Raw genomic sequence first — 12,992 nt, forward strand, 5'->3', positions numbered from 1 at the left:
TTTCACCTCATCATGACGGAGACATTGCTAATTGTGATCATGATGGTTAGGGCAAGAAAAAACATTAAGCTTACAGCCGCTAGCGCTGCAAAAACATAAATTAAGCTTTTACCAATCGTTTGCAGACAAGCAATGATCGGGCTATCACCCAAGGGCTGCATCAGTGCTGCTGATAAGTTGTAGATAAAAGCTAGCGTTAAGATTTTGATTGCTGGGAACGCACACAAGAGAACGAGGATGACAACACCAACGAGTCCTATTGCATTTTTGACAAGGAGAGATGCCCCTATCACAGTTTCCGTTGCGTCCGAGAACAACCGCCCTACCACAGGCACGAAATTCCCTGTAATGTACTTAGCTGTTCGAATCGCTACACCATCTCTAACCGCACCCGCTGTTCCTTGAATTGAGATGACTCCAAGAAATACCGTTACGAACACGCCTAGCATACTTAAACTGACGGTGCGCAGCAGATTTGCTAACTGGGTCACCTTAAATTTATCGCTGAGTGAACTTACAATGTGCAGCACAGCCGAGAAAAATAAGAGCGGAAAAACAAACACATATATCGCCGTTCCCACCGAGTGGATCATGAACACAATCAGAGGATGAAGGATGGCCACGGAAGTGACATTGCCCATGGACGCTAATAAAGTTAGTAACAAGGGCATGATGGCAAACATGAATTGAATCATAGACGAAATGGCTGTCTTGGCGTACCCGATTGCAACACTGAAGCTATTGATGGCAATGATGATCAATACCATATACGTGATCGTGTAGCCCAGCTTGCTAACCGTATTTCGTTCAAAGGAACTTTGCAGCGTCTCCAGAATCATGCTAAAGACAGTCAACACAACGATGGAAGCCAGTAACTTGCCATTGATAATGATCTCATGAAATACATAGCTCAAAAGTCCTTTAAAGATACTCTTCATACTTATGCCCTTGGTCCCAAGGAGAAGTTCCATGAAGGTTGGAGGCTTGCTCTCCGGGAAATACCCTCCATATTCCTTCATCAGCTTATCCCAATATTGCTCGACGGGCTCTGTATTCAAGCGGTCCGCTTGCTCTTGGATGATGATATCTGTGGGGGATTCGGCAGTTAAGGAGCCTGACAGACCGAGCCAAAGGCCCATCGTTATAATAAATAATAAGATCCACCTGTTGTTCAGCTTCTGGTGCGAATAAAGTAGGTGCATGCGTGTCACTCCTTAGGTGAATCTTCTAAGCAGGGAGCAGTTTAACCACAGTTTCGATAATGACTGTTATGATTGGAATAGCCATAACCATAATGAGCACCTTACCCGACAGCTCGATTTTGGAAGCTATAGAATCTTGCCCGGCATCTCGAACGATCTGTGCGCCAAACTCGGCGATGTAAGCAACGCCTATAATTTTCAGAATCGTTTTGAGGAAAACGAGGTTCACGTTCGACTTCACCGCTAAGTCCTCTAGGACTCCGATAACCGAAGAAATTTTGCCTATTAAGAACAAGAAAATTACTATGCCTGTAAAAGCAGCTAATAAAAAGGCGAACATCGGCTTCTGTTCCTTGATGATGAGCGTCAAGATCGTAACGATGAGTCCTAGACCTACGATTTGGATGATTTCCATCAGACCACCTCATTGGAATAGGAAAATAGTTTTAATTTCTTTGAACAAGTTATCCAGCATACTGACGACCATAAAAAGCACGACCACGAAGCCTATGACCGTGACCCAGTGTGCCATATCCTCTTTTCCCATCTGCTTCAGCACCGAATGGATCATCGCAATGATGATTCCGATGCCGGCGATTTGGAAAATGGCGTTCACATCTACATTCATTCCTGGCACCTCACTCCGCCTTCAAGGAACTTATCATGCACGGATAAATGATCCCCACTAATACATTAAAATCACGATCAACGCTCCAATTAGGACACCAAGGCTTTTCCACATTTTCTCGTAGCGCTGCTGTTCATCTCTGGCATCCGTCTCTTCCGATTGAAGTTGGCTAATCGCAAGTCGTAAGTGTTTGATTTGATCACTTCGATCTGAGAGCCCTAGTACGGGTCCGAGCCCGAGAATCACTTCTTGCTCAGCTTGCCTCATAGAGGTTCTCGCCCAGACTTCTTTGACTGTCATTTGCCATAGGTCCTTCGTCGATTCACCATTGCTTCTGAGCAAACGTTCTGACATTAAGCGAAATAACATCGAAAGCGGATCAGCAACTTGCTTGCTTAATGAAGCAAATGCTTCTGGAAGCGGCGTAAGCGCATAAGCAATTTCCGTTTCCATTCGGCCAAGCGCTCCAATAAGAATACGAATTTGCTTGGGGCGTCTTACATAGTGAGCAGCCTGCAGAAACCCATACATCGACGCTGCTCCGAAGATCAGAACCCCTCCAACGAATTTCAGCATCTTCATCGTCCTTTGCGTTCGTCATCCATCTCCCATTGACTTACCTTGATGATCCAAGATCCGAAAGGAAGCAGAAGCACCTTTCCTTCGCTGCAGGATCACATACTTCATAAAAACACCTGCCTCCATCAACTCCCTAAGTACTGGTCGTCCACGGACATCTTCGTAACTTGCTCCATGTGCAGTCGCTAGAACACGTATCCCCGTGTGAACAGCTTCATGAATCGCTTCCGCATCCTCACATCGACCAATCTCATCCACGATGAGCACCTCAGGTGATAAGGAACGAATCATCATCATCATCCCTTCCGCCTTCGGACAACCATCTAACACATCTGTGCGAGGTCCTAAGTCGAATCTCGGCACCCCTTTGACACAAGCAGCCAATTCGGAGCGTTCATCTACGATGCCTACTTTTTTGCCTGATAGAAAGCTATTCCTAGCCCCCCACTCACCTCGGCTAATAAGTCGAGCCAAATCACGAATTAAAGTGGTCTTCCCTTGCTGCGGCGGTGAGATGATCAGGGTATGATGAATATTTCCCATGCTCTGATCAACCAGATGAGGTAGGATCTCTTGACCCACACCTTGAATTTCGCGCGCGATCCGAATGTTAAAGGAACTCACATCGCGTATTTGCTTCACTTGACCTTGGTCGAGAATCGTACGCCCAGCAAGTCCCACTCGATGACCGCCTGAAACGGTGATATAGCCTCTTCGCAGTTCTTCCTCAAACGTGTACAACGAATGATTCGTTAGGATCTCGAGTAGTAGTTGACAATCTTGTCTGGACGGTTTGTACGCCAAAGCTTCTTGTGTGATCATTTGCCCACGCTCGCTAATGAAGGCATATCGGTCTGCCCAGCTAATTTCCAGGGGACGTGACTCTCTCACCCTAATTTCTTCTACGCTAGCTTGTACGTTCGGAGGAAGTTCGCTTAGCATGAATCGAATGTTCTGCGGCAACAAATGTGAAATAGTCGCTAGCATGGGGAGACAGCCCTCCAAGTTGTCCAGTCTTCTATATTCATTTCTATGCTTACTAGAAAGAAATATGACAGATTACTTTTTAATAATCCCAATAAACAAACAACTGACCCCTGCTATGATCCATAACATCTTCCCATATGATAGCTTGTCGGCTACTCCTACTAATCCAATTGTTGTCGTAGTTAATAGTACTAGAGGGCCTACTAGTGCTAGAGCTGAATTCACTAACAGCGCCTTCTCAATCGTTGCCAGTCTAAGCATGAGAATAGCGGCAATAATTTCGATACTCCCTGACATCAACCGTAAGGAAGCCATCGTAAGTACGATCTTGTTCATGAACCCTTACACCTCCTAAAGTATTGAACAGCCTCCGCAAGTGAAGCGAATACTGCAGCGTCCAAACTCGCTTCGAATGCATACGCTTTTCCCTACCTTATGCGAGCTCGTCTCATTTTAGGCATGCTGGGCACCTCCATTTGTGCTCATGCATATGCTGTACACATAATTGATCCTTCGAAGGACAGTGAGGAGAAATACCGATGGAAGTGACCTCTCAATTAGAATGGAACCCCGTTCTAGCCGACCCCACAAGAACAAGGCAGGTAAAACCAAGAACGTTAGGGAAAACGATGGTGATGGATAAGGGACTTGGGATGCTTGTCTTTCAGGATTTGCTCCAAACCTCAAGCAGCCATGTGGATATGATTAAACTTGGATTCGGCACTTCACCCCTTTATCCGCAGTCTGTGCTGCGAAGCAAAATAAGCCTAGCCAAAGAGAATAATATTCTCATTTACCCAGGGGGTACTTTTCTGGAAGTAGCTGTAACCCAGAATGCGGTAGATTCATTTTTTGACATGATACTTGCACTCGGCTTTAATGGCATTGAAATATCAGACGGTACCATTCAGATGGATCGTAGACAACGGAATAAACTAATTGCCAGAGGATTAGATGAAGGGTTAGAAGTCATTACGGAGTATGGAAAAAAAGGATGGGGTTCTTCCATCGAGTTAGCAGAGTTAATTGATACGGTCTTAATCGATTCGGAATTAGGCGCATCCCTTGTCACGATTGAAGCTCGTGAGTCTGGCATGGGTGTTGGCATATTCGATGGGGAAGGGAAATGCAAAGATGAGGAACTGCATAGCGTGCTTGCTTCCATTTCAGGTGATAAACTTCTCTGGGAAGCGCCGCTAAAAACCCAACAAGTCCACCTGATTAACTCCCTCGGACCCGACATTCACTTGGGCAATATTTCCCCAGATGAAGTCATTGCATTAGAAGCATTGAGGAGAGGACTACGTTCTGACACGTTGTCCTTAGGCAGCAGAAAGGATTAGCACATGCATATCGAGGTGATCGCAACTATCTGCGAAGCAAGAAGTGACGAGTTTCTCCATAAAACCGTCATTGTCGTTGATGTTTTACGTGCAACCAGCACAATCATCACTGCTTTGATGAATGGCAGCACAGGTGTAGTCCCTGTTGATACGGTTATAAAAGCGAAGGAAATGGCGAGAGATGGCGATTTACTTGGTGGAGAGCGTTATTGCAAAAAAATTCCAGGCTTTGATTTTGGTAATTCGCCACTAGAATACACACGTGAAGCTGTTCAAGGTAAACGCATCCTATTGACGACTACCAATGGCACAAGAGGGATCCAAAAAGCAATAAAAGCCGATCGTGTGCTTGCGGGAGCAATCATCAACGGTAAAGCCTCTGCTGAGGCAGCTATTGATCTTAAACGGGACACAGTGATCGTCTGTGCAGGTACGCAAGACGTATTCTCTCTAGAGGACGGACTCTGTGCCGGACTCATCCTGGATGAAATCGCGGCTTTACTTGGTGAGCAGCACATGATCACGAATGACTTTGGTTTAGCAATGCGCGGTTGCTATCTCGAAGCTAAGAATCACTTATTCGAGACCATACTCGCTTGCAGCAACGGTAAAAAAATGAAAAAGTCCGGCTTCCTTGCGGATGTCGAACTTTGTGCCCAATCGAATATATCGAATTGCGTTCCTATATTGGAACTCGATCAGATGGTTCCCTTTCAGCGCTAGTCCCTCACCATGCGTTCTAAATACAAGCCCCTTTCATAAACTTAATTGACGACGATGAGGACGAGGGGTTATGCACATGAATGGTGATATGCTACTAGTAATTCTAATCATAATTGGACTCATAGGCCGCTCACCGATCATTACAACTGCGGCTTGTCTTTTACTTGCCATTAAGTTAATAGGTCTCGATCGCTACTTCCCTACCATGGAACGTAGGGGTCTCGAGCTAGGCTTGCTGTTCCTGACAATTGGCGTATTGATTCCATTTGCAAGTGACCGTATTTCGATGAAGGATATCCTCTCCGTCTTCACAACATGGCCTGGCATTATTGCCCTAATGGGCGGAGCGATTGCCACCTATATGAATGGAAAAGGTTTGGAGTTACTAAAAGTAGACCCACAATTAATTGTGGGTCTTGTCCTTGGTTCTATATTTGGCATCTTATTTATGCGCGGTATTCCGGTAGGTCCACTAATGGCTGCCGGAATAACGGCATTTCTATTGAAGCTTGCTTATTTCATTGCGGACAAACTCCATTAGAATCCAACTTATCTGCGATCTTCTGGACCACCAACAAAGGCTTGCTCTGCTGTGTCTAGGCCATATGCTGTGTGAAGAGCACGAATCACATCTGTTAAATTCGTATTGTCAATGACACAAGACATTTTAATCTCTGATGTACTTACCAACGAGATCGTAATGCCAAGATCAGAAATGACTTTGAACATTGTAGCTGCAACACCTGGTGAGCTAACCATACCGGCACCAACGATCGAAACTTTAACAAGATCAACTTCTGACGTCACTTCACGGAAACCAACTTCAGCACGAATTTGTTCAATGACATCTAATGCTTTCTCACGATCGGCCAATGTTGTTGTGAAAGAGAAATCCGCAGATCCGTTAATCACACCGCTTTGAACGATAATGTCCACGTCAATTTGCACTTCAGCTAGTGCTAGGAAAACTTTCGCAAGCTGACCTGGTTTCTCAGGAACACCCAGAATACTAATTCTTGCTACATTTTTGTCATATGCGATGCCACGAACGACGATTCCTTGCTCCATCACTGCTTCCTCCTTCACATTGGTGCCTTCATTGTAATTAAAACTCGAACGTACCACGAGGGTTACGTTGTAATTTTTGGCATATTCGACTGCTCGCGGATGAAGTACTGCAGCGCCAAGGTTGGCAAGCTCCAACATTTCATCATAGGAAATTTCAGCAAGCTTCCTAGCTACTTTCACAATCCGAGGATCCGTTGAATAGATGCCATCAACATCGGTATAAATTTCGCAAAGATCCGCTTTGATCGCTGCAGCAAGTGCTACTGCAGTTGTATCCGAGCCACCGCGGCCGAGTGTTGTAATCTCACCAGCTTCAGTCATCCCTTGGAAACCAGCTACGATGACAACATTCCCTTGCTCAATCGCGTTCAAGACACGATGAGGTTGAATATCAGAAATCCTTGCTTTTCCGTGTACAGGCTCCGTATAAATGCCACTTTGCCACCCGGTGTACGAAACCGCTTGTTCACCAAGATTATGTATCGCCATCGATAAAAGCGCTACGGAAACTTGTTCGCCCGTCGTCAACAACATATCCATTTCACGAGCCGGTGGGGCTCCATCGTAAATTTGCTTGGACAAGTCGATTAAATCATCCGTTGTATCACCCATCGCAGAAACGACAACAACACAGCTGTGACCAGCTTGTTTACGCTCCACGATTCTTTTTGCAACTCGTTTCATTCGCTCCGCATCACCGACAGAGCTACCGCCAAATTTCATCACTATAAGAGACAAAGCTGACCCACTCCTAACGCATACTAGTGCATAACAATTCAATATTATAGCATACAATTGGTGGGCTGTGGTAAGAAAAGAAAAAAAGCCTTTCAGACTTCTTAGAGTCTGAAAGGCTTATCTTATTAGTTGCTTGCGCGTGAAAGGTATTTGCCATCATCTGTATCAACAGAAAGAACATCGCCTTCGTTAATGAACAGCGGCACCATGACATTAAGACCTGTTTCCACTTTTGCATTTTTCAAAGCACCCTGTGCTGTGTTTCCTTTAACGCTTGCATCGGTTTCAACAACTTTCAAGTCAACGCTCTTCGGAAGGTTAATCCCTAGAATTTCGCCTTGATAGCTCATAATCTTGATGTTCATGTTTTCTTTCAGGAAGTTCAATTCCCATTTCAATTGTTCGTGGGAAAGCGAAATTTGATCATAAGTCTCTGTATCCATGAACGTGTACTCGTCGCCAGCTGCGTACAAGTATTGCATTTCACGGTTTTCGATGTGAGCACGTCCAACGTTCTCACCTGCACGGAAAGTACGCTCAACCGTATTGCCATTACGTAGGTTTTTCAACTTGGAGCGCACAAATGCAGCACCTTTACCTGGTTTAACGTGTTGGAAATCTAAAACTGTGAAAATATCATGCTCAACTTCAATCGTAAGACCTGTTTTAAAATCGTTTACTGATATCACTTGTAAATCCCTCCGCTAGTCAATGATAAGAAAATCTTTGGTAGAATGTGTAAGTATTTTAATGCCGGTCTCAGTAATTACTACGTCATCCTCAATTCGAACTCCGCCAAAATCAGGGAGATAAATACCAGGTTCAACAGTAACAACCATACCAGGAGTTAAAATCATATCTTCGGTTTTCGACACACGCGGTGATTCGTGTATTTCCATCCCCAGCCCATGTCCGGTCCCGTGACCGAAATAATCGCCATAGCCGCGCTTCACGATAACATCGCGTGCGAACGCATCGCCATCTCTGCCTGTAATCCCCGGTTTGAGGTTCGCCAAACAATGCAATTGTGCTTCCAAGACAATATCATAAATTTCTTTATGCTTGTCTGTCGGCTTTCCTAGCATAACCGTTCTTGTGATGTCAGAGCAATAACCTTTATAATACGCTCCAAAATCCAATTTGACAAATTCGTTTCCTTGGAGAATGCGATCACTTGCTTTGCCGTGAGGCAGCGCTGAACGCTCACCAGACGCTACGATCGTTTCGAAAGATGTTGAAGTGCCTCCGTTTTTACGAATAAACACTTCAATTTCCAGTGCAATATCTAACTCTTTGACACCTGGTTTAATGAAATTAAGGATGTGTGTGAAAGTTTGATCGGCCAAATCAGCCGCTTCCTGCATCACTTGCAGTTCCCCTTCATCTTTCACCATACGTATCAATTCAACAAGGCGAGAAGTTGGCACGAATTCAATGCCCGGAAGCCCCTGTTGATAGTTGAGGAAATCACCATAAGACACATCACTTTGCTCAAATCCAAGCTTCGTGATCCCTTGCTGCTGCAAGAGTTCTCTTACGGACTCAATCGCCTTTGCTTTATGTTCTACCACTTCAAACAGTTTAGCTTGCTGCGGCGCTTGTGTCATATAACGGAAATCTGTTAATAAAATGGCACGGTCTAACGTAATAAGTACATAGCCAGATGAACCGGTGAAACCAGATACATATGTACGGTTATATGCGTTCGTGATGAGTAGCGCCGGTAATTCTTGCTGTTGCATAGACTCGCGAAGACGTTCAATACGTTTCTCCTGCATCCAAATCACCATTCCTTCTTAACGTTTTGCTGGAGCAAAACTAACTTCGTAAGCACATACTTACAGATGTGGGAGTAAAGCTCGTAAACCAAGCGCATAACTATCTGCGCCAAATCCACAAATTTGACCAATTACGACGGGTGCAATGACCGAATGATGACGAAATTCTTCACGTTTATGAATATTCGAAATATGAACCTCTACCGTTGGCAATTGGACCGTAGATAGCGCATCACGAATCGCATAGCTGTAATGAGTGAAGGCACCAGGATTCATAAGTATGCCATCCTTTGTACCGTAGGCTTCGTGAATTTTGTCAATAATCTCGCCTTCATGATTAGATTGGAAACACTCCAATTCAAGCGAGAGCTCGGTTCCAAGCTTTTGCAAACCTTCAATAATGGAAGTAAGTGTCATGGTTCCATATACACCAGGTTCACGAATGCCAAGCATATTCAAATTCGGACCATTCAAAACTAGAATCCTTTTCAATTGGAAATCCTCCCGCAACAATCGTCATAGGCAACTAGCTGCATATGGCTAATTAACCTTTGATATTTTACCATAACTTTCATGTCTTGGGTATAGCCTCTGTCGTTCTAGCGCTTGTATATTCAATAGCAATGGAATAACCAATAAACATCCCCCATACGAGGAACAAACAAACATCACTGATTATCGTATTAAGCTCTAATTCCGTTATCCAATACACCATTCCCGTAATCGGCCCTACAATGAGATAAATAACCGCCCACCATAGTGCACCGTAACCTATCCCCCAAAAAGGACTGCGCAATTTCCACATTGTGACCATGTAGATGAAGGCAGCAAATATCGAGAATAACGAAAACACGATCCACCCCATGAACAATCCCATCCAAGTATTAAAGAAATCATGTTTGAAAAAAGGTTCGACAAGAAAGCCAATTCCTATGGTTGTGAACTTAAAATAGTTCTCGACAATTTTGAGGGCACCCCATATCAACCCTGCAAAAAAACCGATATATAGCACAAATACCCAACGATTCGTTTGTTTTTTCTTCGCGGTATGCGCACTTGTCATCTGCGATCTTCCTTTCTCTACCGATAAGGCTTGTCTTTTCATTAGCAATCATAGTATGTTCTGTCGCAATCGGTAGCATTCAACACCTGAATCCGTTACAATAAGAAAGTGAGTAACTGAATTCGAGAAAGATGAGAAGGTGAATCTTGTGGCAGAACAAAACAATATATACGGAGGACAAGCCGTCATCGAGGGCGTCATGTTCGCAGGAAGAAATGTGCATGTAACTGCTGTGCGCAAAAAAGACGGTTCCCTTGATTTTTTGGAAGTACCAAAAAAAGTGATTCCATGGGTTCAAGCACTTAAGAAAATTCCTTTTGTTCGAGGAATTGTAGGAATTATCGAGTCCAGTGCCAAAGGTGCACAGCATCTGAATTTCTCTGCCGAATCTTTCGCTGAGCAAGAAGGTGATGCTGACACGGTGAAGAAGGAAGAGAAAGGCGGCATTTTCTCTAGTATCTCCATGGTTCTAGGTGTTGCTTTTGTAGGTGTCCTTTCATTTTTATTTGGGAAATTCATTTTCACTTTAGTTCCAGCTATTATTGAACAGTTTTTGTTTCAAAATGTATTTAGCAATCAGATTCTTCATAATCTTATAGAAGGTGTAATTAAAATCATTTTGCTGGTGGGGTATATTTACTTCATCTCTCTTACACCGATGATTCGGAGATTGTTTCAATATCATGGCGCAGAGCATAAAGTTATCAGCGCATACGAAGCAGGTATGGAATTAACAGTAAGCAATGTTCAAAAGTTCAACACCCTGCATTACCGTTGCGGAAGCAGTTTTATCGTATTCACCGTGTTAATCGGTGTTGTCATCTACTCGTTCCTTCACTACGACGGATTAGTCGAGCGTATTGTGCAGCGTTTAATTTTGTTACCATTGGTTATCGGTGTTTCTTATGAGGTATTACGCTTTACGAATTCCCTTCGTGAAGTTCCTGTTCTACGTTATTTAGGTTATCCTGGTCTTTGGCTACAATTACTGACAACCAAAGAACCTGAAGACAGTCAAGTCGAGGTATCCATCGCATCTTTTAACCGCATGCTTGAAGCGGAAAAACGAATTATGGAGGGAAAAGCATGAGAAGAAAGTTTTCCCCGATTGAGATTGCCATAGGAATACTGATTGCAATAGGCTTGATTGTTAGTCTTCGTGTCTTATTCATTCCCATTCTTGTGCTAGGGGCGATTTTCCTACTGTATAAATTCCCACCTTCCCGTTGGAAAAAACCTTCAATTAACCAGGGTAATGGTAAAGGTAAAACGAAGAACGCAAAATTCCGCGTCATCAACGGTACGAAAGACTCCGATAAGGATGATTTTCCAAAATATCACTAAGTCAAGGATTTATGTGGAGGTCGCATCACATATTTCTCATAATTTTCTTCATAGGTACTGGCCGACCAACTTTTGAAATACGCTTTGGCCGCCAAGAAGCCCGACTCGTACAATGACATGCTTAATTCCTTGGAGATGTTGAATTGTGTATTCCCAACACCTAGCGTAGGGATTTTAACGGTTCGGAACCGATTCTTCTGTTCAATGTAGCGTTCATCGTGTGCACTAAGCATTGTGCTAAAAAGCGCTTCTAGCATCGTAATAGGTCCTCGGATTGTACGTGTTGGCGTATCGTTCTTTCCAACGAGTTGAAAGCCAATAACAGGAATGAGCTTAGCGCGCGTCATTTCATGATCAAACACCCACAGCGGGAAGTTGCTTAACAACCCACCATCCACGATATAATTAAACTGCTCTGAGAAAGGCTTAGCCTTCTCGGAGCTTTTTATATTACGCCGAATTCTAACGGGATCAAAGAAGTATGGAATGCTTGTGCTCATCCTCACCGCTTTGGCAACTGAAAGCTTGCCAGGCTCGATGCCATATTGGGCTATATCATTAGGCAGAACCAATAGCTTGCCCTGTGTAATATCAGAAGCAATAATGCGGAGCTGGTTCGGCTGTAGATCGGCAAACGTACGAACGCCTTTCGCCGCGAGTTGTTGATTAACCCAATGTTCCAAGGATTCTCCGGAATAAAGTCCTTTTTTGAGCAACAATCGTGCCGCGGGACCTATGAACTTCGTATTGAAAATAGGAGAACGTTGCATAAACGACTTGAAGGGCGCTCTAAGGATTAACTCCCTCATTTCTTCCCCCGAATAGCCAGCTGCCAATAGAGCAGCTACAATCGCACCAGAGCTTGTACCTGCAACATTATGGAAGGTATACCCTTGTTCAATGGCTGCGCTCACAGCACCTGCCAAGGCAATCCCTTTGACGCCACCACCTTCAAACACACCGTTAATCTTCATACCCTGCATCCTCCCGTAGCTCTATTTCGTAGGGCTTCTTAGGTATGTATGCGAGAGCAGTTTGTTTCTATTCCACAATAAAAAAGACAGAGGACCGTAAACGGTCTCTGCCTAATTCTCTGCCTCTAATTCTTTACGAACATTCATAAGTTCATCCGCTCGACTGGGATCTCTTCGAAAGTATTCTAATAAGGTTTCAATGCAGGTAATCGAATCCCAGCTTAAATGATGCTCTATGCCTTCGACATCCTTATATATATTGTCCTCATGGACACCAATTGTCGTTAAGAAATTTTCCAAAAGCTCATGACGATCCATCAAGCGTTTCCCCATCTTCTTCCCTTTAGGAGTTAGGATGAGACCGCGATATTTTTCATAGATTAAATAATTATCTTTATCTAACTTTTGAATCATTTTAGTCACGGAGGAGGGGTGCACTTCAAGCCCTTCAGCAATGTCGGAAACACGAGCGTAACCTTTCTCATCGATAAGCTTGTATATTCTCTCCAAATAATCTTCCATACTTGGCGTAGCCATTGCTATATTTCCCCCTGCTGTGCGAATT

18 protein-coding genes are annotated in these 12,992 nt (G+C 44.0%); 5 read left to right on the plus strand and 13 right to left on the minus strand.

What is annotated here, in order from left to right; translation table 11 throughout:
* Window positions 1-2: 2 nt before the first annotated feature.
* From spoIIIAE to ASG89_RS18245, 6 genes are all read right to left on the minus strand, one after another.
* Window positions 3-1,202: a stage III sporulation protein AE gene (gene spoIIIAE / locus ASG89_RS18220; protein WP_057312227.1), complete on the minus strand. Its 1,200-nt coding sequence runs from the start codon at window positions 1,200-1,202 to the stop codon at window positions 3-5.
* A gap of 25 nt (window positions 1,203-1,227) precedes the next feature.
* The gene (spoIIIAD, locus tag ASG89_RS18225) at window positions 1,228-1,617 is read right to left on the minus strand and encodes a stage III sporulation protein AD (RefSeq protein ID WP_057312229.1); all 390 of its coding nucleotides are present in this window, start codon (window positions 1,615-1,617) and stop codon (window positions 1,228-1,230) included.
* 9 nt (window positions 1,618-1,626) lie between these two features.
* Complete coding sequence (gene spoIIIAC, locus ASG89_RS18230; protein WP_056614718.1) at window positions 1,627-1,830, minus strand: stage III sporulation protein AC; 204 nt, start codon at window positions 1,828-1,830, stop codon at window positions 1,627-1,629.
* A gap of 57 nt (window positions 1,831-1,887) precedes the next feature.
* Complete coding sequence (gene spoIIIAB, locus ASG89_RS18235) at window positions 1,888-2,406, minus strand: stage III sporulation protein SpoIIIAB (RefSeq protein ID WP_057312646.1); 519 nt, start codon at window positions 2,404-2,406, stop codon at window positions 1,888-1,890.
* Between the two features lie 21 nt (window positions 2,407-2,427).
* Entirely contained in the window at window positions 2,428-3,396 is a 969-nt protein-coding gene (spoIIIAA, locus tag ASG89_RS18240) for a stage III sporulation protein AA (protein ID WP_057312231.1), read from the minus strand.
* A 72-nt stretch (window positions 3,397-3,468) separates the two neighbouring features.
* Complete coding sequence (locus ASG89_RS18245; protein ID WP_056614722.1) at window positions 3,469-3,732, minus strand: YqhV family protein; 264 nt, start codon at window positions 3,730-3,732, stop codon at window positions 3,469-3,471.
* A 203-nt stretch (window positions 3,733-3,935) separates the two neighbouring features.
* On the opposite strand from ASG89_RS18245, the gene ASG89_RS18250 reads away from it, so the two are divergent.
* The 3 genes from ASG89_RS18250 (at window position 3,936) to ASG89_RS18260 (ending at window position 6,003) form a co-directional block, all read left to right on the plus strand.
* Window positions 3,936-4,739: a phosphosulfolactate synthase gene (locus ASG89_RS18250; protein ID WP_057312233.1), complete on the plus strand. Its 804-nt coding sequence runs from the start codon at window positions 3,936-3,938 to the stop codon at window positions 4,737-4,739.
* A gap of 3 nt (window positions 4,740-4,742) precedes the next feature.
* Window positions 4,743-5,462 carry a 2-phosphosulfolactate phosphatase gene (locus ASG89_RS18255; RefSeq protein WP_057312235.1) on the plus strand — a complete coding sequence of 240 codons (720 nt, stop codon included), beginning with the start codon at window positions 4,743-4,745 and terminating at the stop codon, window positions 5,460-5,462.
* A 76-nt stretch (window positions 5,463-5,538) separates the two neighbouring features.
* Window positions 5,539-6,003 carry a DUF441 domain-containing protein gene (locus tag ASG89_RS18260; protein WP_057312647.1) on the plus strand — a complete coding sequence of 155 codons (465 nt, stop codon included), beginning with the start codon at window positions 5,539-5,541 and terminating at the stop codon, window positions 6,001-6,003.
* 8 nt (window positions 6,004-6,011) lie between these two features.
* Here the strand turns inward: ASG89_RS18260 and ASG89_RS18265 are convergent, their stop codons facing one another.
* From ASG89_RS18265 to ASG89_RS18285, 5 genes are all read right to left on the minus strand, one after another.
* A complete protein-coding gene (locus ASG89_RS18265; RefSeq protein WP_057312237.1) occupies window positions 6,012-7,268 on the minus strand; it encodes an aspartate kinase in 1,257 nt (418 codons plus the stop codon).
* A 125-nt stretch (window positions 7,269-7,393) separates the two neighbouring features.
* Entirely contained in the window at window positions 7,394-7,957 is a 564-nt protein-coding gene (efp, locus tag ASG89_RS18270) for an elongation factor P (RefSeq protein WP_057312240.1), read from the minus strand.
* A 15-nt stretch (window positions 7,958-7,972) separates the two neighbouring features.
* Window positions 7,973-9,046, minus strand: a complete 1,074-nt coding sequence (locus ASG89_RS18275) for a M24 family metallopeptidase (protein WP_057312242.1) — start codon at window positions 9,044-9,046, stop codon at window positions 7,973-7,975.
* A 60-nt stretch (window positions 9,047-9,106) separates the two neighbouring features.
* The gene (gene aroQ, locus ASG89_RS18280) at window positions 9,107-9,538 is read right to left on the minus strand and encodes a type II 3-dehydroquinate dehydratase (RefSeq protein ID WP_057312244.1); all 432 of its coding nucleotides are present in this window, start codon (window positions 9,536-9,538) and stop codon (window positions 9,107-9,109) included.
* A 79-nt stretch (window positions 9,539-9,617) separates the two neighbouring features.
* Window positions 9,618-10,109 (minus strand): YqhR family membrane protein, encoded by a 492-nt coding sequence (locus tag ASG89_RS18285; RefSeq protein ID WP_063867989.1) that lies wholly within the window; start codon window positions 10,107-10,109, stop codon window positions 9,618-9,620.
* Between the two features lie 199 nt (window positions 10,110-10,308).
* Between ASG89_RS18285 and ASG89_RS18290 the strand changes: the two genes are divergently transcribed.
* Both ASG89_RS18290 and ASG89_RS18295 read left to right on the plus strand, forming a co-directional pair.
* Entirely contained in the window at window positions 10,309-11,199 is an 891-nt protein-coding gene (locus ASG89_RS18290; protein ID WP_057312649.1) for a DUF1385 domain-containing protein, read from the plus strand.
* Entirely contained in the window at window positions 11,196-11,453 is a 258-nt protein-coding gene (locus ASG89_RS18295; RefSeq protein ID WP_057312246.1) for a hypothetical protein, read from the plus strand. The genes ASG89_RS18290 and ASG89_RS18295 overlap by 4 nt, the downstream gene beginning before the upstream one ends.
* Here ASG89_RS18295 and ASG89_RS18300 read toward each other — a convergent pair.
* Both ASG89_RS18300 and mntR read right to left on the minus strand, forming a co-directional pair.
* The gene (locus ASG89_RS18300; RefSeq protein ID WP_057312248.1) at window positions 11,450-12,427 is read right to left on the minus strand and encodes a patatin-like phospholipase family protein; all 978 of its coding nucleotides are present in this window, start codon (window positions 12,425-12,427) and stop codon (window positions 11,450-11,452) included. The two genes, ASG89_RS18295 and ASG89_RS18300, sit on opposite strands and share 4 nt — an antisense overlap.
* Window positions 12,428-12,538: 111 nt before the next feature.
* A complete protein-coding gene (mntR, locus tag ASG89_RS18305) occupies window positions 12,539-12,964 on the minus strand; it encodes a transcriptional regulator MntR (RefSeq protein ID WP_056614749.1) in 426 nt (141 codons plus the stop codon).
* Window positions 12,965-12,992: the final 28 nt, after the last annotated feature.

The sequence above is a fragment of the Paenibacillus sp. Soil766 genome, assembly GCF_001428105.1.
GTDB lineage: Bacteria > Bacillota > Bacilli > Paenibacillales > NBRC-103111 > Paenibacillus_E.